We start from the raw sequence: 23,266 nt of genomic DNA, 5'->3' as shown, positions 1-23,266 counted from the left end.
TCCGTCACCGGTGCGAGGTGTACTCCACCACCTGCTGGAAGGTGGGCCGGTTCTGCCAGCTGATGTTGTAGTGCTTGATGCCGCCGAGCGTGCGCTGCACGATCGAGTCGGCGCACCACTGGTCGCCCGGCGAGCACAGGGAGTCGCCGGGGTAGACGGTCGACGCGGAGGTGCCGGCCGCCGTCTTCAGGGTGCTGATCAGGATGTCCCGGCAGGAACTGAGGCTGCCGCCGCCGCAGTACTTCTGCGCCAGCGGCCCCTGCACGGAATCACCGAGCACCGCCCGGATGTCCTTGTCGATGTAGCTCCACCAGCCGTACTGGAAGGAGCTGCCGGCGTGCGAGCCGGTCGGCCCGTGTGCGGCCGACGGGGACTCGTCGACGGGCAGGTTGTTGGTGAAGGCGGTGTACAGATCGCTGCCGAGGCCCGGTTGGAACTCGGCCTTCACCAGCAGCGGCCACCAGGCGTCCAGGATGCGGATCGCGTCGGCGTTGGCGTATTTCTTCGAACCGGCCGACGTCTCGGTCCGCTTGGCGCCCGCGGTCACCCACGCCTGCAGCTTGCTCACGGCGTCCGCGGCGGTGGAGTCGGTCACCGTGCTGCTGTTGATGACCTTGAGCAGCTTCGGCAGCACGTCCTCCGCCCGCAGATCCTCCAGTGCCGCGTCCGCCATGGCCTGCACCAGCTTGGTACGGGTCACCCCGCCGGCCGCGACCAGCTTCTTCACCCGGTCCTCCAGCAGGTTGCCGCGGTGCACGGACCCGTCGCCCCAGGGCGCGGTCGTGTAGTCCTTGGCCTGCTTGTTGTTCCAGGAGATGTAGTAGTCCTGGTCGATGGAGTTGGGGTGAGCGGAGGCCGGTGTGTAGTCGGCGGTGTTCGTCGTCGGGTCCCAGTTCTTCCACTCGTAGGCCGCCTGCCCCCACACCGGGAACTCGGCGTCGACGCCGCTCGCCCGCACGGGGTTGTTGCCGCTGTTGTAGTACGCGGTGTGCTGGGAGTCGGCGTAGAACCAGTTGAAGGTGTAGTTGATGTGCTGCGCCGCGCTCTGGAAGTCCTGCGGGCCCTTGACGTAGTCGGGGTCGTTGAGCATCTGGAAGCCGATGATCGAGTCGGCCTCGTGCATGTAGGACGAGCGCAGGGTGGTGTACGCGACCTTCTTGCCGCCGACGGTCGCCCGGTACTGCACCGGCCCGTATTTCGTGCGCCAGACTCTCATCGTGTACGAGCCCGCCGCGGTGCCGTCGGCCGTGGTCGGCTTCCAGGAGTTGGTCTGCTCGACCTTGTCCATGGCCGTGCAGGTGCCGTGGAACAGATAGTGGTAGTCGTCCTGGCACAGCTCGACGGCGTAGGTGTCGATGATGTCCTGGCCGGAGGTGGTCGCGGACCACGAGTAGTCCTGGCCGCGGCCCAGTTCGACGTACATGCTCAGGCCGGCGAAGGAGGCGCCGCGGGCGCTGAGGCCCGGTCCCTGGAGCTCCTGGAGCATGAGCAGCTGGGGCGCGAAGTAGCCGGTCTGCGGGCCGAAGACGGCGATCGGGTGCCCGCTGGCGGTGTACTTGCCGCTCACCACCAGGGCGTTGGACATGCCGCGTCTGGCCGAGCTGAGCGCGGTCGTGGTCGCCGCCTTGGAGGCGGCGGTGGCGCTCTGGCTCGCCCCGGTGCCGGTGGCGTCGTAGACCAGCGGCTCGGTCGTCACCGAGCCGGCGTCCGGCAGGGCCTCGCCCTGGGCGGTGTCGGGCTTGGTGGCGTACGGGAAGCTCTCGCCGTTGTGGACGGTGAGCACGGCCTCGGGGTCGTTGCGCTCGCGGAAGGACTCCCAGACCTTGGTGCCTTCCGCGACGCCGTACTTGGACTGGGCGGCCAGGAGTGAGATCGCGTTGTTGACCTCGCCGCCGCCGCCGGCGCCGAACAGGGCACCGATGACGGAACCCAGCGCCACCAGGTCGGTGATCTTGAAGTGGTCGATGGTGCCGGCGTTGGTGATCGAGTCCTTGTGACCGGTCAGGACGTACTCGCCGGGGAAGTAACGGCCGCTGTCGGAGGCGTCGATGTAGGCGTTGATGCCGGCCAGGTAGGCGTTGGCGTCGGCGAGGGCCTGCCGGCCGCGGGCGCCGTTGGTCGCGACGGCGTTGTCGATCTGGGCCTGCAGGTCGGCCTCGCTGTAGGGGGCGTTGCGGTAGAACTGCTGCTCCAGGCCCTGGTTGGAGGCCGCGCCGCCCGCGAACGTCGTCAGCTGGCCGCGTCCCACGTGCCGGAAGACGTCCATGAGCCACAGCCGGTCCTCAGCTGCGGCATATCCGGCGCCGAACTCCGTGCCGTATCTGGTGGTGCCGGTGATGTGCGGAATGCCCGCCTTCTTGTCGCGGACGATCGTCACGTCGGTGCGGCCCGCAGGCTTCTCGGTGGAGGCGACTTGATCGGAAGGGACCCCGAACGACGCGTCGTTGAAGAAGGTGTTGATCGTCGAGTCGGTGAGCGAGGAGTACCCCTTGGCCAGGTTGGCGTACGGGCCGAGCTGGTCCTCCGCATGGTCGGGCTGGGTGCCGAACGCCTGGTTGAGCAGGACCTGGGCGAGGGTCGCGTTGCCGTTCTCACCGGGCGGCAGGATGTCGGAACACTGGCCGCCGCAGTAGTCGTTCGAGGTGGCGGCCGCGGCCGTCGCCTGGGTGAGTGGGGACAAAAGTCCAGCAATCAGGACGCATATGGATGCGGTCTTCAGGAACCCGGCGAGTCTGCCGGGAGTTCTCAGTCTGACTGGGGCGCTACGAGAGGTACGCCAGGGCATGGCAGCTCCTACCGACGGGGGTGAGCCGGGACGTTACCGCCGGTATCCCCGGGAGTGAAGATGAACATGCGTCAAGTTTTGGAGTGGGCGGGACGGCTTATGGAGGGCATCGGAAATCGGATGGAGCCGAATCGCTTGTCGATACGTCTATTCGGCGACGTCCGTACGACGACGCCGAAGTGACCGAAGTACAGGTGCAGGTGTGACGGAGGTGCAGGGCGATGGCCGGTTTCCGGAGTCTGGCGAGACAGGTCCGCGACCCGCGGTGCGATCTGGCACTGCGGCGCTACTCACTGCGCAAGTGCCTTGAGAGGTTTGCCCCTTACGGGCACAGGGCGACCTGGGACCATTTGTGCTCCCGGGCAGGGTTCGGTCCCGAGGACCGCTCTCCCGACCCGGCGCGGCTCGTGGCCGCACTGGAGGAGCTGGAAGAAGCGCGTTCGGTCTGGCTGGCCTACGAGGTCGAGTTCGCCGAGCGGCGCAAGAAGGAAAAGCACGACGGGCTGCGCCGGCCGGGCACGGTGGACGACTGGCACCGGCTGACCTGGGGCGGTTTCGGTGTCGCCTGGTGCGACGACCCACGGGTGCACCCCCGTGAACCGCTTGCGGAGGTGCTGCGCCGGCTGATCTCCGGCCTGGAGCGTGAGCCGGGCTCCGGTTGCCCGGTGTGCGGCGCGGAGCGCCTGATCTGGAAGTACGACCTGGACCACGAACCCTCCTCGGGTCCGGTCTGCACTCACTGCGGAATTCTCGTGCCACGGCCCGTGCTCAGTCCCGAGGCCCTGGCGGACGCAAGGCGCGGAAGGCTGCTGGTGTCGGCCTAGTACGGCGGGGGTGCGCCGGGGATGCCGCACCCCCTGTATGTCCCTGTTGTCGGCTTGTCCTCGTTGTCAGTGGTGACTGGCACCATCGAGACATGGTGCAGGTGTGTCTCAACGGGCCCCGGGGGGCCGCCGACGGAGCGATGGTTCCGCTGACTCCACAAGCCATGGCCGAGTCCGCGGCGCAAGCCGTCGCGGCCGGGGCCACGGACATCCACGTCCACCCCAAGACACCCTGCGGGCGCGACTCGTTGTCGCCCCGCGTGATCGGCCCGGTCCTCGAGGCGATACGGGCGCGGGTGTCGGTGCCGGTGGGCGTGACCACGGGCGCCTGGGCGGAACCGGATCCTGCGGCACGGATGGAGCGCGTCCTGAGCTGGGCCGCGCTCTCCGAGCTTCCTGACCACGCCTCGGTCAACTGGCATGAGGAGGGCGCCGAGCAGATCGCCGCCGCGCTGCTCGACCTGGGCGTGGAGGTCGAGGCCGGCATCTGGTCCGGGACGGACGGGGCGATACGGTTCGCGGCCTCACCCCTGGCCCCGAGAGTGCTCCGCGTACTCGCCGAGGTGACGGACACCTCGCCGGACACGGCGGAGGAGACAGCGCGCGCGCTGATCACGGACCTGGGCCCGCACCCGGCCGCCCCCGTGCTGCTGCACGGCGAGGACGGCGGGGCGTGGCCGGTGCTGCGGCTGGCGGGGCGGCTCGGGCTCGCGACCCGGATCGGCCTGGAGGACACCCTGTTCCTGCCGGACGGGGAACGGGCCCTGTCCAACGCCCAGTTGGTCGCCGAAGCCCTGGCCCAGTACGGGTGCGCCCAGCGCTCGTCATAGGGCGGCGCGAGGAGCTCGGCACGGGTCGCCGGATCGGCCTCGCCCTGAGCGCGGAGGCGGGCGGCGCCCGGGCCGGCCGGCCGGCTGCGCAGGTCCGCGAGGCCGGCGTCCTCGCTGTCGTCGTACCACCAGGGAAGGGGGAGCGGTCGGACAGCAGGTCGTAGAGCCAGCCGTCGGCGGAGATCGACGGCACGGTGCGGTGGCTGGATGCGGCCGAACTGCTGGGCGGGGAGGTGCCGTTGGTGCCGCGGCTTTACGAGGGGGCGTACGACGTCGAGCGGGTGCTGGAGGTTGCGAGCGGGCGGGAGACCGTGTCGGGGCGGGGGCCGCATCTGCGGGAGGGTGTGGTGATCCGGCCTGCGGTGGAGCGGTACAGCGCGGTGACCGGGGCGCGGGCGATCGCGAAGGCGGTGAGTGCGGCTTATCTGACGCGGAAGGGTGGGACCGAGTACGAGTGAGCGTGGGTTGCGTGGTCATCGCCCTAGCTGCGGGCAGTCGTGCCGCTGGGGCGGCACCCGTCCCAAAGACAGCGGCGCCCCGCACACGCGGGCAAGCCCCCCGCCCGCACCAGCGCCGGGCCACAAGCTAAGCGCGCTTCCCCCTGCGCTCCACCATCAGCCGCGACCCCGTCAGCCGTTCGCCGAACACGTCGTCCGGGTTGGACAGGACGCATCCGTCCAGCGAGAGACAGCCGCAGCCGATGCAGTCGGTCAGGTGGTCGCGGAGCCGGTTGAGCTGGCTGATGCGTTCGTCGAGCTCGGAACGCCAGGCCTCGGAGAGCCGGGCCCAGTCCTCCCGGGTGGGAGTGCGTTCCTCGGGGAGCTCCGCGAGCGCCTCACGGATGGTGGCCAGGGGGATGCCGACGCGCTGCGCGGCGCGCACGAAGGCGACCCGGCGCAGCGTGTCGCGGTGGTAGCGGCGCTGGTTGCCCGCGGTCCGCCGGCTGCTGATCAGACCCTTGGACTCGTAGAAGTGCAGGGCGGAGACGGCGGCGCCGCTGCGCGCGGCGAGCTGGCCGACCGTGAGCTCGTGGATCTTCTCTGGAATCTGGGGCACCCCTCGAACCCTACCGATCCGTACCCGGCCGCTGTCCGTTGACATTGGTTTCGCGTGCGACCATGCTAAGCAGTTGCTTAGACATAGTGTTCAGAGCATGAGCGAGGCATGGGAGGCCGGGACATGGCAGAGCCGAGGATCTTCACGTCCGCCGACGAGCTGAAGGCGGCGGTGGGCGAGCAGCTGGGGTACACCGACTGGCTGGAGATCGACCAGAAGCGGATCGATCTCTTCGCGGAGGCCACCGGCGACCACCAGTGGATCCACGTCGATCCGGAGAAGGCCGCGGCCGGGCCCTTCGGGACGACGATCGCGCACGGCTATCTCACCCTGTCGCTGCTGCCGCTCTTCGGCCCTCAGCTGATCAGCATCGAGGGTGTGAAGATGGGCGTCAACTACGGCACCAACAAGGTCCGTTTCCCCGCCCCCGTGCCGGTCGGCTCGCGTCTGCGCGCCACCGCGAGGATCAGCAGCGTCGAGGACGTGCCGGGCGGTATCCAGCTGGCCGTCGCCTACACCGTGGAGCGCGAGGGCGGGGACAAGCCGGTCTGCGTGGCCGAGTCGGTGGCCCGCTTCTACGTCTGAGCAGTGGCCCGGCGGGCTACTTGACCCCCACCATGCGCAGCACGAGGTCGGCGTCGAGCGCGCCGACCTCGTCGGGCGTCCAGGGCCCGTCGACGTTGAACCAGCGGGCGACGTCGATGCAGAGCGACATGACGGCGAGGGTGGTGCCCTTGACGTCCAGCACCTCGAACTCGCCGGAGGCGATGCCGTCCTCGATGATCCCGCGCACCTCGGCGTCGCACTGCCGACGCAGCGCGAGGATCTCCTCGCGGGCGTCCGGACCGAGCGAGTCCAGCTCGTACTGCACGACCCGGGCGGTGGTACGGCCGCCCGCGTGCCAGCGGACGAAGGAGCTCACCGCGTCGGCGAGCCGCTCGGTCGCGGTGCCCTCGCGCCGGGCCGCCGTCCGCAGGATCTCCAGGGCCTTCTCGTGACCGATCCGGCTGATCCGGTGGAGCAGCTCCTCCTTGGTCTTGTAGTGGATGTAGAGCGCGGCGGGACTCATGCCCGCGCGGCCCGCGATGTCACGGGTCGTCGTGGCGTGGTACCCGCGCTCGGCGAAGGCCTCCACCGCGGCGATCAGCAGCCGTCGGGCCGCGTCGGGCGTGACCTCGCCCCACGCGGACGTCTCGCCGCCGGTCGTCTCCTCCGCCGTACTCATCGCTCATTACCCCTCTCACCGACAGAGCCCCACCATACCGCCGAAGGTGAGCGAGCGCTTAGAGCGGCCGCTCAGAGCTTCTCGAAGCGGCTCAGAGCTTCTCGAAGCGGCTCAGAGCTTCTCGAAGGGGTGGTACGCGCGCTCCGCCGCCTCCTGCCGGTCCCGGATCACCTTGGCCAGGGTGAAGGCGGAGGTGACCAGGTACAGCACCGCGATCCCGAGGAACGCCCGCACCCAGGCGTCGGCGTTCAGCCGGAAGATGCCGATGGCGGTCGCGGCCATGGCGATCGCGAAGGAGGCGACGGCCTGGCCGTAGAAGGCGGCGGTGTTCTGCTGCTTGCCGGATGTGTCACTCATGGGGACAAGCGTCGGCGGATGTGGCCGGTACCACATCCGCCGAGATACTCAGCTCAGGTACTCAGAACGCCGAAACCCCCGTCAGGGCACGCCCGATGAGCAGTTTCTGGATCTGGCTCGTGCCCTCGTAGAGGGTCATCACGCGGGCGTCGCGCAGCAGCTTGCCCGCCGGGTACTCGTCGATGTAGCCGTAGCCGCCGAAGACCTGGAGGGCGTTGTTCGCGGCGCGGACGGCGGCCTCCGAGGCGAAGAGCTTGGCCTTGGAGGACTCGACGGCGAAAGGCTGCCCGCGGTCGATCAGGTCCGCGACCCGCCAGGTCAGCAGCCGGGCCGCGTCCACGTCGACGGCGATGTCGCTGATCAGCTCCTGTACGAGCTGGTGATGGGCGATCGGCTTCCCGAACTGCTCGCGCTCGCCCGCGTAGATCACCGCCGCGTCCAGCGCGGCCTGGGCGATGCCCACACAGCCCGCCGCGACCGACATCCGCCCCTTGGCCAGGGCCGACATGGCGACCGAGAAGCCCTTGCCCTCCTCCCCCAGCAGCGCGGAGGCGGGCACCCGGACGTCCTCCAGGACCAGCTCGGCGGTCGCCTGGCCCCGCAGGCCCAGCTTGCCGTGGATGGTGCGGCGGGTGAGGCCGGGGCTGTCGGCCGGCACGAGGAAGGCGGAGACGCCCTTGTGGCCGGGGGCGTCGGTGGAGCGGGCGAACAGCAGCACCACATCGGCCCAGGTGCCGTTCGTGATGAACATCTTGGTGCCGTTGATGACGTAGTCCTCGCCGTCGCGCACCGCGCGCGTGGTGAGGTTCCCGGCGTCGGAGCCGGTGCCCGGCTCGGTGAGGCCGAAGCAGCCGACGTGCTCGCCGGAGGTGAGCCCCGGCAGCCACTGCCGCTTCTGGTCCTCGCTCCCCCAGGCGGCGATCGTCTTGGCGACCAGCCCGAGCGAGACGGACACGATGCCGCGCACGGAGGAGTCGCCGCGCCCGAGCTCCTCGGTGACCAGGCAGTACGCGAGGTGGTCGCCGCCCGAGCCGCCGTACTCCTCGTCGACGGTCAGACCGAGGAAGCCGACCTCGCCCAGCTTCTGCACGAGGGACCGGTCGACCTCCTCCGCTCGGTCCCAGGCGATGACGTTCGGGGCGATCTCGCGGTCCACGAAGTCCCTGGCGAGCCGCCGGACGGCTTCCTGCTCGTCACTGAGCTCCAGATTCATGACCGGTCACCCCACTCGAGATCCTGCACATTTAAATTAGCACTGCTAGTTTCGGTTGCGCAGCCCTACTATGTGCGCCATGGCCCGACCGCGCAAGCCCCTGCTCAGCACCGACCGCATCGTCGAGACGGCCCGTGCGCTGGTGGACGCGGAGGGCCTCGCGGCCGTCTCCACGCGTCGGCTCGCGGCGGAACTGGGGGTGAGCGGGCCCTCGCTCTACAACCACTTCCGCACCAAGGACGAGATCCTGGAGGCGGTCGCCGACTCGGTGAGCGCGCAGGTCGATCTGTCGATGTTCGAGGACGGCCGCGAGTGGCGCACGGCGCTGCACGACTGGGCCGTCTCCTACCGGGCCGCGCTGCGCGACCACCCCAACATCGTCCCGGTGCTCGCCACGGGCCCGGGCCGCCGTCCGGCCGGACTGCGCCTCGCGGACGCCGTCTACGGCGCGATGGTCGAGGCGGGCTGGCCGCCGGCGCAGGCCACCTCCATCGGCGCGCTGATGCGGTACTTCATCATGGGCTCCGCGCTCGGCTCCTTCGCCGGGGGTTTCGTGGACGACCAGAGCGCGTACGACCCCGCCGACTATCCGCACCTCGGACAGGCCCATCTCCTCGCCGAGCAGCAGGAGAAGATCGACGAGCGGGCCTTCGAGACGGGTCTTACGGCCCTCCTCGACGGTCTGGTGCAGCAGTACGAGCAGGTGAAACGGGCCGTGTAGCGACAGTTCGGCGACCGCCGAAGTGTCCGTGTCCCATGCTGGGACGCATGACCACCAGGGAACCCCGGGCACCGCGGCTGGCCCGGCTCGCCGGGCTGATCGCCGACGAGACGCGGGCCACCTGTCTGCTGGCGCTGCTGGACGGGCGGGCGTGGACCGCGAGTGAGCTGGCGCGGCATGCGGGCGTCGCCGCGTCGACGCTGAGCGAACGCCTGGGCAAGCTGGTCGAGGGCGGCCTGCTCGCCGAGGAACGACAGGGCCGGCATCGGTATGTGCGGCTCGCCGATGCGGGGGTTGCGCAGCTGGTGGAGGACCTGGCCGCGCAAGTGGGGCCGGGGGATGCCGTACGGCCGCGGGGGCTTCGGGAGTCGAGTGCCGGGTCGGCGATGGCGCGGGGGCGGACGTGTTACGACCATCTGGCGGGGCGGCTGGGGATCGCGGTGACGGATGCGTTGTCGCTGCGCGGGCTGTTGCGGCAGGACACGGGATTTGCCCTGACGGACGCGGGGGTTCGGTGGTTCGACACCATCGGTCTCCCCCTCGACCGCCGGGGGCGGCGGCCGTTGGCGCGAGCATGCCTTGACTGGACCGAGCGGCGGCCGCATCTGGCGGGGGTCGCGGGGGCGGCGTTCTGTCGGCATGTGATGGATGCCGGGTGGTGTGTGCGGATCGGGTCCGAGCGGGCAGTGAAGGTGACTCCGTCGGGTTTGCAGGCACTGCACGAACTGCTGGGCATCAGCGCCGATTCGCTGCGCTGAGTTGCGCCTCTGCGGGTGCGTCGTGGCTGGTCGCGCAGTTCCCCGCGCCCCTGATGGGGCGCTCCAGGACCCCGTCTGAAATTCGCGAGCCCTGGCTCCACTCCCCTTCTAGCCTCTGGAGCATGATGAACATCCGTCGCACCGGCCTGCTCGCCCCCGCTGCCGCCGCCGTCACCGTGGTGCTGTGGGCCTCCGCCTTCGTCTCGATCCGCAGTGCGGGGGACGCGTACTCACCGGGGGCTTTGGCGCTCGGGCGGTTGTCCGCCGGGGCGGTTTCGCTCGGGATGATCTGTCTGTTGCGGCGTGAAGGGTTGCCGCCACGAGGTGCCTGGCGGGGGATCGCGATATCCGGGGTGCTCTGGTTCGGGTTCTACATGGTCGTCCTGAACTGGGGAGAGCAGCAGGTCGACGCCGGTACGGCCGCGCTCGTGGTGAACATCGGGCCCCTCCTCATCGCCCTGCTCGGAGCGCGGGTGCTCGGGGATCCGATGCCGCCGCGGCTGCTGGCGGGGATGGCGGTGTCGTTCGCGGGGGCGGTGACGGTCGGACTGTCGATGTCGGGGGGCGGCGGGTCGTCGGTGCTCGGGGTGGTGCTGTGTCTGCTCGCGGCGGTCGGCTACGCGGGCGGAGTCGTCGCGCAGAAGCCCGCTCTGGCGAAGGCCAGTGCGCTGCAGGTGACGACGTTCGGATGTCTCATCGGGGCGGTGGGGTGTCTGCCGTTCGCCGGGCAGCTGGTGAGCGAGGCGGCCCACGCGCCGGTGTCGTCGACGCTCAACATGGTGTACCTGGGCGTGTTCCCGACCGCGCTCGCCTTCACCACCTGGGCCTACGCCCTGGCTCGTACGACCGCCAGCCGGATGGGGGCGACCACGTACGCGGTGCCCGCGCTGGTCGTACTGATGTCGTGGCTGGCGCTCGGCGAGGTGCCGGGGCTGCTCACACTGGGTGGCGGGGTGCTGTGTCTGGCGGGCGTCGCGGTCTCGCGGTCGCGGCCGCGGGCTGAAGCCGTGCGGGCTGCGGCGCCGGGGAGCACTCCGCGGCCGCAGCCCGAGGGCGCCTCGGAATCAGCTTGAACGCACCCTGCCCGCAAGGACCTTGATGGACAGCAGCGCGATCACGGACAGGGCGATGATGTAGCCGGACACCGCCATCGAGGTGCCCGTCGCCTCCAGCAGCAGCACCATGACGAAGGGCGCGAGGCCACCGCCGAGCACGGCTGCGATCTGGTAGCCGAGGGAGGCGCCCGTGTAGCGCATCTCGGGCGTGAACAGCTCGGCGAACAGGGCGGCCTGGGGGCCGTACATGATGCTGAGGAAACAGCCGGCGACGAAGGTGGCGACCGCCAGCCACAGCAGTGAGCCGGTGTCGATCAGCAGGAACATCGGGACCGCCCACAGGGCGATGCCGGCCGCGCCGAACGCGTAGATCCGGATGCGGCCGATGCGGTCGGAGAGGGCCGCGGCGGCCGGAATCAGGACGAGCTGGGTGAGGCTGACGCAGAGGGAGACGGTGAGCACCGCGTCGCGCTTCATGCCGAGGTCGCGGGTCGTGTAGTCGAGAACCCCGGTGATCAGGATGTAGAAGGTCGCGGTGTTCACGGCGAAGGAGCCGCCGGCCAGGAGGACCGTGCCGAGGTGGCCGCGGAGGATCGTGCGCAGGGGCGAGTTCTGTTCTGCCTTCTCCTTCTCCGCCAGCTCCCGTTCGGCCCGGCGGAATTCAGGGGTTTCCTCGACGTGCCGGTGGATGTACCAGGCCAGCGCGAGCACGAACAGGCCGACCAGGAACGGCAGTCGCCAGCCCCAGGCCGCGAACGCCGAGTCGGTGGTGAACGCTCCGGCGAGCAGGAAGACCGTGTTGGCGGTCACCACCCCGATCGGGACGCCCAGCTGGACGACGCTGCCGTAGACGCCGCGCTTGCCCTCGGGGGCGTACTCCGTGGCCAGCAGCATCGCGCCGCCCCACTGTGCGCCGACCGCGACTCCCTGCACGACGCGGAGCAGGACCAGCAGGATCGGGGCGGCGACGCCGATCGTGTCGTAGGTGGGGAGCAGGCCGATCCCGGTGGTCGCCACGCCCATGAGGGTCAGGGCCAGGACGAGCATCGGCTTGCGGCCCCGTTTGTCGCCGAGCTGGCCTGCGACGATGCCGCCCAGCGGACGGGCCAGGAAACCGACGGCGAAGGTGGCGAAGGCGGCGAGGACTCCGGCGGTGGGGCTGCCCGACGGGAAGTACAGGTCGCCGAGGACGAGGGCGGCGGCTATGCCGAAGACGAAGTAGTCGTACCACTCGACCGCGGAGGCGAGGGCGGCCGCCGTGGCGACGCGACGGCGGTTGACCGTGGGGAGGGCGGCCGTGGGAGCGGAGGAAGGGGAGGGGGCCATGTCCATGCGTGCACACTCCGGTGGGTGCGGTGGGGACGTTCCCGGGAACATACTGACCGGACGGTATGGGGTCAACGGGTGTGCACGATGGTTGTACGGAGCATCCGGGGCTCGACCGGATGCTCCGTACGGCTTGGTTCAGAACACCACCAGTGCCCGTCCGCCCTTGCCCGCCAGCATGTTCTCGAAGGCGGCCGGAATGCCGTCCAGGCCGATCCGTTCCGTCACGAGTGCGCCCAGGTCCAGGCGGCCCGCCCGTACGTGTTCGGCCAGTACGGGGAGGTCCCTCGCCGGGTCCGAGTTGCCGTACACGCAGCCCGCCAGGGTCCTGCCCCAGTGGAAGATCTCCAGGGCGTTGAAGGTGACCTGCTGGTCCTTGCCGCCGATGCCGACGACCGTCGTGCGGCCGCCGCGGCGGGTGGAGTCCCAGGCCGTGCGGATGGTGGACGCGCGGCCCACGCATTCGATCGCCACGTCGACGCCTTGCTTGTCGGTCAGTCCGCGGATCTCGCGAGCCGTCGTGTCGGAGGCGATGACGTAGTCGGTGGCGCCCGCGCCGCGCGCCAGCTCCTCCTTCTCCGGGGAGACGTCGACGGCGACGATGCGTGCGGCGCCCGCGATCCGGGCCGCCTGGAGTGCGGCCAGGCCCACTCCCCCGACGCCGTACACCGCCACCGTCTCGCCCTCCCGGACCTGCGCCGAGTGGTGGACGGCGCCGTAGCCGGTGAGCACCGCGCAGCCCAGGAGGGCCGCGTCCGTGAGGGGGATCCCCTCCGGGAGGGGCAGGACACAGCCCGCGGAGACGACCGTCTCCTCGGCGAACGCGGCCACGTTCAGGCCGGGGTGGAGGTCGCAGCCGTCGGAGGAACGGTGGGCGTACACGTCCGCGGCGCCGTTCAGGGCGTTGGCGCACAGCCACACCTCCCCGAGCGTGCAGGCGTGACAACTGCCGCAGGAAGGCGCCCAGTTGAGGACGACCTGGTCGCCCGGTGAGACGTGTGCGACGCCCTCGCCGACGGCGAGGACGGTGCCCGCGCCCTCGTGGCCGAGGACGGCGGGGACCGGCACCCGCATGGTGCCGTTGGACAGGGACAGGTCGGAGTGGCACACCCCGGCGGCGGCGAGACGGACGCGGACCTGACCGGGGCCGGGGTCCGGGAGGTCGATGCCGGTGATCTCCAGCGGGGCGCCCACGGCGGGAAGGACTGCTGCGCGAACCATGGCTACGCTCCTCAGAACTGCAGGGACTTGGTCTGGAGGTACTCGGCGAGGCCGTGCGTGCCGAGCTCGCGGCCGACGCCCGACTGCTTGTAACCGCCGAAGGGGGCAAGGGGGTTGAAGCGGCCACCGTTGATGTCGACCTGCCCGGTCTCGAGGCGCCGGGCGAAGGCGACCGCCTCGCTCTCCTCGCCCGCCCAGACGGCGCCCGCGAGGCCGTAGACCGTGCCGTTGGCGATGCGCAGGGCGTCCTCCTCGTCCTCGTAGCGGAGGATGGCGAGGACCGGGCCGAAGATCTCCTCCTGGGCGATCGTCATCTCGGGGGTGACGTCGGCGAAGACCGTCGGGGAGACGAAGTAGCCCTGCTCGCGCGGGGGTTCGGCCCCTCCGGCGACCAGCCGCGCACCCTCCGCCACGCCCTTCTCGATGTAACCGCGCACCCGCGTCTGCTGCTTGGCGCTGACCACCGGGCCGATGCGGTCGCCGTACTTGGCGGCGGCGGTGGCCGCGAGCCCGACCGCCTCCTCGTACTGGTCCCGGTGGACGAGCATGCGGGTCCAGGCGCTGCACGTCTGGCCGGAGTTGGACATGACGTTGGCGACGCCGACGTTGACCGCCTTGGCGAGGTCGGCGCTCGGCAGGATGACGTTGGCGGACTTGCCGCCCAGCTCCAGGGCGACCTTCTTGATCGCGGCGCCCGCCGTCGCGCCGATCTGCCGGCCGACGGCGGTGGATCCGGTGAAGGAGACCAGGTCGACGCCCGGGTGCTCGGCCAGGGCCTGGCCCGCGACCGGGCCGCGGCCGGTGACCAGGTTGAAGACGCCGGCCGGGACGCCCGCCTCGTGGACCGCCTCCGCGAAGAGCTGCGCGACCAACGGGGTGTCCTCGGCGGGCTTGAGCACCACGGTGCAGCCCGCCGCCACCGCCGGGGCGACCTTGGCGACGATCTGGTGCAGGGGGTAGTTCCAGGGCGTGATGGCGCCGACCACGCCGACCGGTTCCAGGTAGACGGTCGAGTTTCCGGCCTTCTCCTCGAAGGCGTACGTCGCCGCCAGTTCGGCGTAGGAACCCGCGACCGCGATCGGCACGGCCGCGTGCACGTTCTCGGAGAACTTCAGCGGCGAGCCGAGTTCGGCGGTGACCGTCTCGGCGATCTCGTCCTTGCGGGCGACGAGGACGTCCCGCAGGGCGGCCAGCCGGGCGGCCCGCTCGGCGGGCGGGGTCGCGGCCCAGGCGGGGAAGGCGGCGCGGGCGGCGCGTACGGCGGCGTCCACGTCCGTTGCCGTCCCCGCGGGGACCCGCCCGATCACCTGCTCGTCGACGGGATTCACGACATCGATCACGTCCTGACCTGCGGCGGGCCGCCAGGCGCCGTCGATGTACAGGCCGTCGTGTGCCTTCATGGTGCTCCTCCGGGGCGGGGTGCGTCGTCCGCGTCAAAACCTACCGACAGGCACATAAACTAGCGACGATAGTTTTCGGACGCCAGGCACCCCGGGCACAGCAGCGCCCCCAAAGGGGCGCGGGGCTGTCTCTCTATGCGGCTCCGCCGCGTGGGCGCGCCCAGCCACAGGCACCCGCAGACGCCGAACAACCGATCCCGGCACCCCGTGAAGCGCCCCCTAATCCTCCAGATCCGGCAACCGGGCCGGAGCCGGACAGATCCGCTCCCCATGCTGGTCGAAGACAAACAGATGGGCGATGTCGACGAGCAGCGGCACCTGCATGCCATGCCGGAGTTCGAGGTCGGGGGTGGTGCGCACCACCAGATCGCCCGGAAGCCGCGCCTCGGTCGCGCCGCCGGCCGCGTCGCCGTCCCCCGGGTCGTCCATGACCACCACAGGCCCGGCCCGGAGGGCGCCCGCCCGGTCCCGCAGACGCCCCAGCACGGTCGGCCCGCCCGCCCGCCGGCGGCGCCGGGACGGGTGGGAGCCGGGGCGCGGTGCCTCCAGGTCCGGCACGACGGCGGGCTTGGATCCGGTGTTGAAGTGCACGAGGATCTCGTGGCCCTGGAACTCGACGTGCTCCACCAGGCCGGTGAGGGGCACCTCCCCCGGACGGGCCGAGGAGTGCTTGGCGATGCGTACGGCCTCCGAGCGGAGCCCGACGATCACCTCCCGGCCCTGCTGCACCCGCAGCAACTGGTGGTCCAGACAGAGCGGTTCGGGCAGCCGCAGATACTGCTTGCCGAGGCTGATGGTCATCGCGCCGTCCAGCGGGGCGCGGACCAGGCCGCGCAGCAGGTTGATGCGCGGGGTGCCGATGAAGGCGGCGACGAAGACGTTGCGGGGCAGGGCGTAGACCATGCGCGGGGTGTCCAGCTGCTGGAGCACCCCGCCGCGCAGTACGGCGACCCGGTCGCCGAGCGACATGGCCTCGGCCTGGTCGTGGGTGACGTAGACCGTGGTGACGCCCAGCTCCCGGGTGAGCTTGGAGATCTCGGCCCGCAGGTGGTTGCGGAGCTTGGCGTCGAGGTTGGACAGCGGCTCGTCCATCAGGAAGGCCGAGGGGTGGCGGGCGATGGCGCGGCCCATGGCGACGCGCTGGCGTTCGCCGCCGGAGAGCTGGCTGGGGAAGCGGTCGAGGAGGTCCTCGATGCCGAGCATCCGGGCGGTGGCGTCCACACGCGGGCGCGGGTCCTCGCCGGGGTTCTCGACGCGCAGCGGGAAGCCGATGTTGCCGCGGCTGGTCATGTTCGGGTACAGGGCGAAGTTCTGGAACACCATCGCCATGTTCCGCTCGGACGGGAGGAGTTCGTTGGAGTGCTCGCCGTCCAGCAGCAGCCGGCCCTCCGTGATCTCCTCCAGCCCGGCGATCATGCGCAGCACGGTGGACTTGCCGCAGCCGGACGGCCCGAGCAGCACGAGGAATTCGCCGGGGTGGATGTCCAGCGACAGCCGGTCCACCACGCGAACTCCTCGCGTGTAGGTCTTGCTCACGTCGTGCAGAGAGATGGCGCGTGTCATGGCACTGCCCCCGAGGGCGTACTCAGCGAGTCCTGAGGCTCCGCGGTCGAACGGCCCGTACGGGTCGCACGGGCTGTGAGTCACGGAAGTTAACGGACCGTACGCGCCGGAGGGAAGACACCTGACGGAATCCGGTTCTTCGTTCCGCCCAGTGAGAAAAAGGGCACGGCGGCACGGAGGGCGCGTCCCGGGTCAGCGGGTCGCCGTCAGATGGGCGAACACGACGACGTTGCTGCTGTAGCCGGTCCTGCGCGTGAACAGGCCGCCGCAGGTCAGCACCCGCAGCTCGGGGCGTGAACTCGGGCCGTACACCTCCTTGTCGGGGAAGTGGTCCTTGTCGAAGACCCGTACGCGGTCCACGGTGTAGACGGCGATACGGCGGTCGGCGCGCCGGACCTCGATCCGTCCCCCGGGGTGCACCTGCGCGAGGGCGGCGAAGACCGCGGCGCCGGTCCTCGTGTCGCGATGGCCGACGGCGATGGCGGTGCCGGTCTCGCCCGGTGAGGGCCCGTCCTGGTACCAGCCGACGAGCCTGGGCCTGTCGAGCGGCGGGGTCTCCAGCTGCCGGTCGGCGCCGACCCGCACCCCGACGACCGGCGCGTCGATGCCCAGGGACGGTACGCGCAGGGCGGTCGCCGGTGACCGGGGCAGCGGCCGGGGCGGTGGGGCGGGCTGTGCGGGCGCGGCCGGCTCGGAGGCCCGGGGGCGCCCGTCGGCGCGACCGGGGGCCGGTTCGGCGGGCGCCTCGGCGCGCGGCGGGGCCCCGGCCCTGACGGACTCGGTCGGGTGGTGGTGATGCCCCCCGCACCGGAAGACCGTCACCAGGGCGGCCACGATCATGGCCGTCCTGGTGAGGCGGTAGGCGCGGGTCCGGTGCCAGGGCCTGCGGCGCCTGCGCCGGGGACCTGCCCGGCGGACCGTGCCCGCACCGTGGGGCCTGGCACGCACTCCCCCGGTGGGGGGCGCCGGACAGCTCCTACTCGGCACCGTGGGAGCGGCGGCGCAGCAGCGTCCGGACGTACACGGCCGCGCCGACGGCGACCAGCCCGACGCCTCCGGCCGCGCTCAGCGGGGTGTACGCCTGCACGGTGTCGACGAGGCCGCCGCCGCCGGCGTGGACGCCGCCCTTCGGCCCGTGGTCCTCGATCGTGTGGCTCGGGCCCGCCTGCCCCCGGTCGTGCCTGCCGTGACAGTCGACGCTGAAGATCTTTTGCTTGGGCGGGACGGGCGTCGTGGGCGGCGTGGTCGGCGGGACGATCCACTGGAGGGTGTACCTGCCGTCGGCCAGCCCGAGAATGTCGGTGTGACCGGCACCGCCGGCCAGGGAGATCGTGCCGCTCACGGTGGCCGCGGTGGGCAGCGGGGGCTGCGCCGTGATGGTGTAGGAGACGGTCGTCAGGTCGCCGAAATTCGCGGCGTCGAGATAGAACTTGCAGACCACGGGGTCGTCCTTCGAGACCCCGTAGGGCACTCGCTCACTGTGGATCCTGATGTCGGCACCGTCGCCGGGGGCGGCCACGGCGGCCGTCGTCGCGGACCAGGAGGCGCCGGCCACGGTGAGTACGGTGAGGGCCGCCGCGCCGAGACGGGCACCGGCGGACGGGGGCAGCAAGGTGCTCATGGACGTTCCTCCGAGTCAGACGATTTTCATACAAATCGCTCTTTCATCTGACTCTCTTTCACATCCGCCCGGCGTGTTGCGGCAGCACCACCCGACTCGCCGTCAGATATCCCTCGACCGGCGCAAAGGAGCGTCGGCCGGGCGCCCACCCGGAGCAGCCCCCGCCACCTGACCGCCGCCCGGAGCGGCCGGAGCGCGCAGGGCACTGCCCGCCGAGAACAACAGCAGGGCCCCGAGCATCACGAAGGGCGCCGCCACACCGGCGACCCCCGCGACCAGACCCGCGGCGGCCGGCGCGGCGACCTGGCCGAGCCGGTTGCCGGTCAGACGCAGGGCGAGGGCCGTGGAGCGGGCGCCGTCCGGGGCCGCCTGGACGACGGTCGTCATCGACAGCGGCTGCCCGACGCCGAGGCAGAACCCGAGGACGGCGAGCACCAGCCCGAGCGCCCACACCGGCATCGGCAGGGCGATCCCGGCGCACAGCACGGCCGCCAGCAGGCAGGTCACGGTGAGCAGCAGCGGCCGGCCGAGCAGCCGCAGCAGCGGGGTCAGGACGAGCCGGCAGGCGATGGTGGCGCCCGCGCGCAGGCTGAGCAGGACACCGATCACGGAGGGCGCGATGCCGCGGTGTTCGCCGACCACCGGCAGATAGGCGGTGAGGACGTCGGTGGCGGAGAGCACGGAGAGGCTGATGAGCATGCCCGCCGGCACACCCGGGGCGCGCAGGATGCTGCCGACCGGGACGTGATCGGCTTGTGCGGTACGGGACTTGACGGCCGTACGGTCCTCGATGCGCCACAGCGAGGTGAACGCGACCGCGGCTCCCGCACCCGCCACCACGAGGGCCAGCGCGCTGGTGCCCGCCATGTCCGGGCCGCCGATCAGTGCGCCCGCCGCGATCGGGCCGACCAGCTGGCCGAGCGAGACGCCGATGGTGAAGTGACCGAAGTTGCGGTCCTGTTCGTGCGGGGCGGACTGGCGGGCGACGAGCGACTGGGCGCCGATCACGAAGCAGAGGTGGCCGAGGCCCATCACTCCGCTCCAGACCGCCATCGCCCAGAGGGAGCCCGCGAGCCCGCTCAGCGCGCAGCCGCCCGCTATCAGGACCACGCCGACCGGCAGCAGGGGTGCGCAGCGGCCGTGGTCGGTGCGGCGGCCCAGCGGTACCGCGGTGAAGAGCGGCAGCAGCGCGTACACGCCCGCGATGACGCCGACCGCCCGCTCGTCGGCACCCAGCGCGAGGGCCCGGTAGGAGACGGCGGGCCGGGCCATCGACACCGCCCCCTGCGTGAAGCCGAAGGCGATGACGAGACGGAGCAGCCAGCCGCGGTTCCTACCGGGCCCCATGTGCGGATCCTCCTGAATTCCCTTGTCCGGAAGCAGAATTCTCTTGTCCGAAAGCCGGATTCCCTGGTCCGGACGGTCAGATGATGCCGAAGAGGATCCCTGCCCCGAGGACCACGAGTGATGTGAGCGCGGCCCACTTGACCACGAACCTGGTGTGGTCGCCGAACTCCACCTTGGCCATGCCGACCAGCACGTACACGGCCGGGACGAGCGGGCTCGACATGTGCAGCGGCTGTCCGATGAGCGAGGCGCGGGCGATCTCCAGGGACGAGACGCCGTGCGCCTGACCGGCCTCGGCGAGCACCGGGAGGATGCCGAAGTAGAAGCCGTCGTTCGACATGAAGTACGTCAGCGGGATGCTGAGGATGCCGGTGACGAAGGCCATGTGCGGGCCCATCCCGTCCGGGATGTTGTCCACCAGCCACTTGGCCATGCTGCCCACCATGCCCGTGCCCTGAAGGACGCCGGTGAAGACGGCGGCGGCGAAGACCATGCCGGAGACGTTGAGGACGTTCTCGGCGTGCGCGCCGAGGCGGGCCTTCTGGTCGGGCATGTGCGGGAAGTTGACGGTGAGCGCCAGGGCCGCACCGAGCAGGAACAGCACCGGGATCGGCAGCCACTCCATGATCATGGCGGTGAGCAGGGCCACCGTGAGCAGCGCGTTGAACCAGTACAGCTTGGGGCGCAGGGTGGGCCGGTCGGGGTCGAGGCCCTGGAGGCCGTCGTCCTCGTCCGCGGGGAGGTCCGCGTCGGTGCCGGAGCCGGAGCCGCCGGCGCGCCTGGCGTCCTTGCCGTTGCCGGAGCCGGAGCCTGCGCCCACGAGGACCGTCTCGGTCTCCTTCTCCTCGACCAGCACCTCGTCCAGCGTCAGCACCCCGAGCCGCCTGCGCTCACGGCGCCCGAGCACGTACGCGAGACCGAAGACGAACAGCAGACCCATGGCGAGCGCCGGGATCATCGGGACGAAGATGTCGCTCGCGTCCAGCTTCAGCGCGGTCGCGGCACGGGCGGTCGGGCCGCCCCACGGCAGGGTGTTCATCACGCCGTTGGCCATGGCGGCGACACCCGTCATCACGACCAGGCTCATCTTCAGGCGCTTGTACAGCGGGTACATCGCCGAGACAGTGATCATGAAGGTGGTCGAGCCGTCGCCGTCGAGCGACACGATCGCGGCGAGGACGGCCGTGCCCACGACGATCCTGAGCGGGTCGGCCTTGCAGAACTTCAGGATTCCCCGGACGATCGGGTCGAAGAGGCCGACGTCGATCATCACACCGAAGTAGACGATCGCGAACATGAGCATCGCCGCGGTGGGCGCGAGACTGGTGACGCCGTCGATGACGTAGTCGCCCAGCTTGGCGCCCTTACCGACGAAGACACAGAACAGTGCCGGGATCAGTACGAGCGCCGCGATCGGCGACATCTTCTTCAGCATGATCAGGACCAGGAAGGTCGCGATCATGGCGAAGCCGAGGATGGTCAGCATGAGTGGATACCTAACGTTCGCCCTTGAACATCCCACCGGGCAGGCGGTGCGAGGAACGTTAGGTCCGTTCAAACAGCGTTAACAAGACGTTGATGCGTGAGCAATAAGCGCGAAACTGCAGGTCACGGCTTTGCTCAGGTCACAGGGCTGAGCTTTTCGGTCACGGCGGCGATTTCCACCGGCACTCCGTTGAGGACCGCGTTGCCCGACAGCGGGTCGAGCAGGCTGCCGTCGAGGAGCTGGTTGACGTTGACCCCGGGGTCGGTGGCGGCGTGGCTCATCCGGGTGCCGGGCCGGTCGTGGCCCCAGCCGTGCGGCAGGCTCACCACGCCCGGCCGCACGGTGTCCGTGACCTCGGCGGGGGCCGTCACCTCTCCCCCGGCGCCCTTGACCCGTACGGCCGCTCCGTCCCGCACGCCGAGCCGCTCGGCGTCCTCGGGGTGGATGTGCAGGGTGCAGCGGTTCGTGCCGCCGGTGAGGGCCGGGACGTTGTGCATCCAGCTGTTGTTGGAGCGCAGATGCCGGCGGCCGACGAGGACGAGTTCGTCCGGGAGCCGGTCCAGGGCCGCCCGCAGCCGCGGCAGATCGTCCGCGATCGGCTGCGGCAGCAGCTCGACCTTGCCGCTCCTGGTCTTCAGCGGCTGCGGCAGACGCGACCGCAGCGGACCGAGGTCGATGCCGTGCGGATGCGCGAGGAGCCGCTCCAGGCTCAGCCCGTCCGGCCGTACGCCGAAGCCGTCGCCGTAGGGGCCGAGGCGCAGCATCATGTCGAGCCGCCGCTCGGGGCCCGTCACGCCGGTGAGCTGGGCGGCGAGTTCCTTCGGGTCGCGGCCGTGCACGGGCGACCAGGGCTCCTTGACCGCCTTGCCGAGGGTCTGCCCGATGACCAGCTCGTCGACGGCGGACGGGTCGGCGCCGTGCATGCCGGTGACGGCCAGGATCAGCCGGGCGAAGATCTCGGTCTCGGGCAGGCGGCCGGGCTCCAGGGGGACGGCGGGGCGGGTGTAGCGGACCTGGTTGCGCACGGCGAGGGTGTTGAAGGCGAAGTCGTGGTGCGGGCTCTGCGAGGGCGGGGGCGGGGGCAGGACGACGGTCGCGTGGCGCGTGGTCTCGTTCAGGTACGGGTCGATGCTGACCATGAAGTCCAGGGAGTCCAGGGCCTTGTCGAGGCGGTCGCCGTCGGGCGCCGAGAGCACGGGGTTGGCGGCGGAGGTGACGAGGGCGCGGATCGGCACGCCCTCCTCGGTCGCGGTGTCGATCTCCTCGGCGAGCGCGGACAGCGGCAACTCGCCCTTCGCCTCGGGGTGCCCGCTCACCCGGGAGTGCCAGCGGGCGAGCGTGAAGCCGTGGCTCGGTCCGGCGGGGCGGGGTGTGCGGTCGGTGGCCGCCTGCGGGAAGAGGGCGCCGCCGGGGCGGTCGAGGTTGCCGGTGAGGACATTGAGGACGTCGACGAGCCAGCTGGCCAGGGTGCCGTGCGGGACGGTGCAGCTGCCGATGCGTCCGTACACGGCGGCGGTGGGGGCGGCGGCGAGTTCGCGGGCGAGGGTGCGGATCGTGGGGGCGTCCACGTCGCAGGCACCGGAGACGGCTTCGGGGCTGAAGTCCCCTACGGCCGCGCGCAGTTCGTCCAGGCTCTGGAGGTGCGGGGCCAACTCCCCGGTGTCGACGAGGTCTTCCTCGAACAGGACGTACGCCATCGCCGCGAGGAGCAGCGCGTCGGTACCGGGGCGGATCGCGATGTGCCGGTCGGCGAGCTTGGCTGTGCGGGTGCGGCGGGGGTCGATGACGGTGAGGGTGCCGCCGCGGGCCTTGAGGGCCTTGAGCTTGCCGGGGAAGTCGGCGGCGGTGCACAGACTTCCGTTGGACTCCAGGGGGTTGGCGCCGATCAGGAGCAGATGGTCGGTGTGGTCCAGGTCCGGCACCGGGATGGCGTTGGCGTCGCCGTAGAGCAGTCCGCTGGAGACGTGCTTGGGCATCTGGTCGACCGTGGACGCGGTGAAGACGCTGCGGGTGCCGAGGCCGGCGAGCAGCACCGGCGGGTAGAGGGCACCGGCCATGGTGTGCACGTTCGGGTTGCCGAGGACGACTCCGACGGCGTTCGGGCCGTAGCGCTCGACGAGCGGCCGGATGCCGGCGGCCACCGCGTCGAAGGCCTCCTCCCAGGTGGCCTCGCGCAGCTCGCCGTCCTTGCGCACGAGCGGCGTGCGCAGCCGGTCGGGGTCGCCGTCGACGGCGCCGAAGGATGCGCCCTTGGGGCAGATGAACCCCTTGCTGAACACGTCCTCGCGGTCACCGCGGGCGCCGGTGACGCGGGTGCCCTCGATGGTGAGGGTGAGCCCGCAGGTGGCCTCGCACAGGGGGCAGATTCGCAGGGCGGTGCGGGACACGGGTCCTCCCGGTGGCGGCGACGGTGACGCTCGTACTGTGCGGCCGAGCATACCGACCGGTATGCACGGAGGGGAGGCCTCGGCGGGGGTG

At 71.0% G+C, this 23,266-nt stretch carries 20 protein-coding genes and 1 pseudogene; 7 read left to right on the top strand and 14 right to left on the bottom strand.

All coding sequences use genetic code 11. From position 1 onward, the window contains the following. Positions 1–4: 4 nt before the first annotated feature. Positions 5–2,785 (bottom strand): penicillin acylase family protein, encoded by a 2,781-nt coding sequence (locus ABT254_RS09110; protein ID WP_351465858.1) that lies wholly within the window; start codon positions 2,783–2,785, stop codon positions 5–7. A gap of 221 nt (positions 2,786–3,006) precedes the next feature. Here ABT254_RS09110 and ABT254_RS09105 point away from each other — a divergent pair, with 221 nt between their 5' ends. From ABT254_RS09105 to ABT254_RS09095, 3 genes and pseudogenes are all read left to right on the top strand, one after another. Continuing rightward, on the top strand, positions 3,007–3,609 hold the full coding sequence (locus ABT254_RS09105; protein WP_351465855.1) for a hypothetical protein: 603 nt from the start codon (positions 3,007–3,009) through the stop codon (positions 3,607–3,609). Between the two features lie 92 nt (positions 3,610–3,701). Further along, positions 3,702–4,439: a 3-keto-5-aminohexanoate cleavage protein gene (locus tag ABT254_RS09100; protein ID WP_351465852.1), complete on the top strand. Its 738-nt coding sequence runs from the start codon at positions 3,702–3,704 to the stop codon at positions 4,437–4,439. 173 nt (positions 4,440–4,612) lie between these two features. Beyond that, positions 4,613–4,897, top strand: a pseudogene (locus tag ABT254_RS09095) (RNA ligase family protein); the annotation flags it as partial. Positions 4,898–5,024: 127 nt separating this feature from the next. Here the strand turns inward: ABT254_RS09095 and soxR are convergent. Beyond that, positions 5,025–5,495, bottom strand: a complete 471-nt coding sequence (gene soxR, locus ABT254_RS09090; protein WP_351465849.1) for a redox-sensitive transcriptional activator SoxR — start codon at positions 5,493–5,495, stop codon at positions 5,025–5,027. 123 nt (positions 5,496–5,618) lie between these two features. Here soxR and ABT254_RS09085 point away from each other — a divergent pair, with 123 nt between their 5' ends. Next, positions 5,619–6,080, top strand: coding sequence for a MaoC family dehydratase (locus ABT254_RS09085; protein ID WP_351465846.1), 462 nt, complete (start codon positions 5,619–5,621; stop codon positions 6,078–6,080). A gap of 16 nt (positions 6,081–6,096) precedes the next feature. Here ABT254_RS09085 and ABT254_RS09080 read toward each other — a convergent pair whose 3' ends face one another. The 3 genes from ABT254_RS09080 to ABT254_RS09070 form a co-directional block, all read right to left on the bottom strand. Continuing rightward, positions 6,097–6,720, bottom strand: coding sequence for a TetR-type transcription factor C-terminal domain-containing protein (locus ABT254_RS09080; protein ID WP_351465844.1), 624 nt, complete (start codon positions 6,718–6,720; stop codon positions 6,097–6,099). A 111-nt stretch (positions 6,721–6,831) separates the two neighbouring features. Continuing rightward, entirely contained in the window at positions 6,832–7,077 is a 246-nt protein-coding gene (locus tag ABT254_RS09075; RefSeq protein WP_099927742.1) for a YiaA/YiaB family inner membrane protein, read from the bottom strand. A 61-nt stretch (positions 7,078–7,138) separates the two neighbouring features. Beyond that, the gene (locus ABT254_RS09070; RefSeq protein ID WP_351465841.1) at positions 7,139–8,290 is read right to left on the bottom strand and encodes an acyl-CoA dehydrogenase family protein; all 1,152 of its coding nucleotides are present in this window, start codon (positions 8,288–8,290) and stop codon (positions 7,139–7,141) included. Positions 8,291–8,369: 79 nt separating this feature from the next. On the opposite strand from ABT254_RS09070, the gene ABT254_RS09065 reads away from it, so the two are divergent. The 3 genes from ABT254_RS09065 to ABT254_RS09055 all read left to right on the top strand — a co-directional run bounded on the left by ABT254_RS09065 (position 8,370) and on the right by ABT254_RS09055 (position 10,842). Continuing rightward, positions 8,370–9,011: a TetR/AcrR family transcriptional regulator gene (locus tag ABT254_RS09065; RefSeq protein WP_351465838.1), complete on the top strand. Its 642-nt coding sequence runs from the start codon at positions 8,370–8,372 to the stop codon at positions 9,009–9,011. A gap of 35 nt (positions 9,012–9,046) precedes the next feature. Next, positions 9,047–9,769, top strand: coding sequence for an ArsR/SmtB family transcription factor (locus ABT254_RS09060; protein WP_502971948.1), 723 nt, complete (start codon positions 9,047–9,049; stop codon positions 9,767–9,769). Positions 9,770–9,894: 125 nt separating this feature from the next. Next, a complete protein-coding gene (locus ABT254_RS09055; RefSeq protein ID WP_351466883.1) occupies positions 9,895–10,842 on the top strand; it encodes a DMT family transporter in 948 nt (315 codons plus the stop codon). On the opposite strand, the gene ABT254_RS09050 is transcribed toward ABT254_RS09055, so the two are convergent. The 9 genes from ABT254_RS09050 to ABT254_RS09010 form a co-directional block, all read right to left on the bottom strand. Continuing rightward, positions 10,834–12,156 (bottom strand): MFS transporter, encoded by a 1,323-nt coding sequence (locus tag ABT254_RS09050; RefSeq protein ID WP_351465832.1) that lies wholly within the window; start codon positions 12,154–12,156, stop codon positions 10,834–10,836. The genes ABT254_RS09055 and ABT254_RS09050 overlap by 9 nt on opposite strands. 132 nt (positions 12,157–12,288) lie before the next feature. After that, positions 12,289–13,371: a zinc-binding dehydrogenase gene (locus tag ABT254_RS09045; protein WP_351465829.1), complete on the bottom strand. Its 1,083-nt coding sequence runs from the start codon at positions 13,369–13,371 to the stop codon at positions 12,289–12,291. An 11-nt stretch (positions 13,372–13,382) separates the two neighbouring features. Further along, positions 13,383–14,771, bottom strand: a complete 1,389-nt coding sequence (locus ABT254_RS09040) for an aldehyde dehydrogenase family protein (protein WP_351465826.1) — start codon at positions 14,769–14,771, stop codon at positions 13,383–13,385. A gap of 219 nt (positions 14,772–14,990) precedes the next feature. Continuing rightward, positions 14,991–16,334 carry an ABC transporter ATP-binding protein gene (locus ABT254_RS09035; protein WP_351465823.1) on the bottom strand — a complete coding sequence of 448 codons (1,344 nt, stop codon included), beginning with the start codon at positions 16,332–16,334 and terminating at the stop codon, positions 14,991–14,993. A gap of 192 nt (positions 16,335–16,526) precedes the next feature. Next, the gene (locus ABT254_RS09030) at positions 16,527–17,174 is read right to left on the bottom strand and encodes a class F sortase (RefSeq protein WP_351465820.1); all 648 of its coding nucleotides are present in this window, start codon (positions 17,172–17,174) and stop codon (positions 16,527–16,529) included. A gap of 136 nt (positions 17,175–17,310) precedes the next feature. Further along, on the bottom strand, positions 17,311–17,955 hold the full coding sequence (locus ABT254_RS09025) for a hypothetical protein (protein ID WP_351465817.1): 645 nt from the start codon (positions 17,953–17,955) through the stop codon (positions 17,311–17,313). A gap of 102 nt (positions 17,956–18,057) precedes the next feature. Beyond that, positions 18,058–19,302 (bottom strand): MFS transporter, encoded by a 1,245-nt coding sequence (locus tag ABT254_RS09020; RefSeq protein WP_351465814.1) that lies wholly within the window; start codon positions 19,300–19,302, stop codon positions 18,058–18,060. A gap of 76 nt (positions 19,303–19,378) precedes the next feature. Continuing rightward, the gene (locus tag ABT254_RS09015) at positions 19,379–20,788 is read right to left on the bottom strand and encodes a CitMHS family transporter (RefSeq protein WP_351465811.1); all 1,410 of its coding nucleotides are present in this window, start codon (positions 20,786–20,788) and stop codon (positions 19,379–19,381) included. Between the two features lie 134 nt (positions 20,789–20,922). After that, entirely contained in the window at positions 20,923–23,175 is a 2,253-nt protein-coding gene (locus tag ABT254_RS09010; protein WP_351465808.1) for a molybdopterin oxidoreductase family protein, read from the bottom strand. Positions 23,176–23,266: the final 91 nt, after the last annotated feature.

The organism is Streptomyces sp. NPDC001137 (genome assembly GCF_040298885.1).
Classification (GTDB): domain Bacteria; phylum Actinomycetota; class Actinomycetes; order Streptomycetales; family Streptomycetaceae; genus Streptomyces.
Note: the sequence above shows the minus strand (reverse complement) of the source record. Positions and strands in the feature narration are given on the sequence as shown.

What these genes read in the sequence shown, in the direction of transcription:
- ABT254_RS09015 (WP_351465811.1), bottom strand. Translation starts at nt 20,788, where the DNA reads ATGCTGACCATCCTCGGCTTCGCCATGATCGCGACCTTCCTGGTCCTG.
- ABT254_RS09020 (WP_351465814.1), bottom strand. Translation starts at nt 19,302, where the DNA reads ATGGGGCCCGGTAGGAACCGCGGCTGGCTGCTCCGTCTCGTCATCGCC.
- ABT254_RS09025 (WP_351465817.1), bottom strand. Translation starts at nt 17,955, where the DNA reads ATGAGCACCTTGCTGCCCCCGTCCGCCGGTGCCCGTCTCGGCGCGGCG.
- ABT254_RS09070 (WP_351465841.1), bottom strand. Translation starts at nt 8,290, where the DNA reads ATGAATCTGGAGCTCAGTGACGAGCAGGAAGCCGTCCGGCGGCTCGCC.
- ABT254_RS09030 (WP_351465820.1), bottom strand. Translation starts at nt 17,174, where the DNA reads ATGATCGTGGCCGCCCTGGTGACGGTCTTCCGGTGCGGGGGGCATCAC.
- ABT254_RS09050 (WP_351465832.1), bottom strand. Translation starts at nt 12,156, where the DNA reads ATGGACATGGCCCCCTCCCCTTCCTCCGCTCCCACGGCCGCCCTCCCC.
- ABT254_RS09105 (WP_351465855.1), top strand. Translation starts at nt 3,007, where the DNA reads ATGGCCGGTTTCCGGAGTCTGGCGAGACAGGTCCGCGACCCGCGGTGC.
- ABT254_RS09065 (WP_351465838.1), top strand. Translation starts at nt 8,370, where the DNA reads ATGGCCCGACCGCGCAAGCCCCTGCTCAGCACCGACCGCATCGTCGAG.
- ABT254_RS09035 (WP_351465823.1), bottom strand. Translation starts at nt 16,334, where the DNA reads ATGACACGCGCCATCTCTCTGCACGACGTGAGCAAGACCTACACGCGA.
- ABT254_RS09055 (WP_351466883.1), top strand. Translation starts at nt 9,895, where the DNA reads ATGAACATCCGTCGCACCGGCCTGCTCGCCCCCGCTGCCGCCGCCGTC.
- ABT254_RS09045 (WP_351465829.1), bottom strand. Translation starts at nt 13,371, where the DNA reads ATGGTTCGCGCAGCAGTCCTTCCCGCCGTGGGCGCCCCGCTGGAGATC.
- ABT254_RS09100 (WP_351465852.1), top strand. Translation starts at nt 3,702, where the DNA reads ATGGTGCAGGTGTGTCTCAACGGGCCCCGGGGGGCCGCCGACGGAGCG.
- ABT254_RS09075 (WP_099927742.1), bottom strand. Translation starts at nt 7,077, where the DNA reads ATGAGTGACACATCCGGCAAGCAGCAGAACACCGCCGCCTTCTACGGC.
- ABT254_RS09080 (WP_351465844.1), bottom strand. Translation starts at nt 6,720, where the DNA reads ATGAGTACGGCGGAGGAGACGACCGGCGGCGAGACGTCCGCGTGGGGC.
- ABT254_RS09040 (WP_351465826.1), bottom strand. Translation starts at nt 14,771, where the DNA reads ATGAAGGCACACGACGGCCTGTACATCGACGGCGCCTGGCGGCCCGCC.
- ABT254_RS09060 (WP_502971948.1), top strand. Translation starts at nt 9,047, where the DNA reads ATGCTGGGACGCATGACCACCAGGGAACCCCGGGCACCGCGGCTGGCC.
- ABT254_RS09110 (WP_351465858.1), bottom strand. Translation starts at nt 2,785, where the DNA reads ATGCCCTGGCGTACCTCTCGTAGCGCCCCAGTCAGACTGAGAACTCCC.
- ABT254_RS09085 (WP_351465846.1), top strand. Translation starts at nt 5,619, where the DNA reads ATGGCAGAGCCGAGGATCTTCACGTCCGCCGACGAGCTGAAGGCGGCG.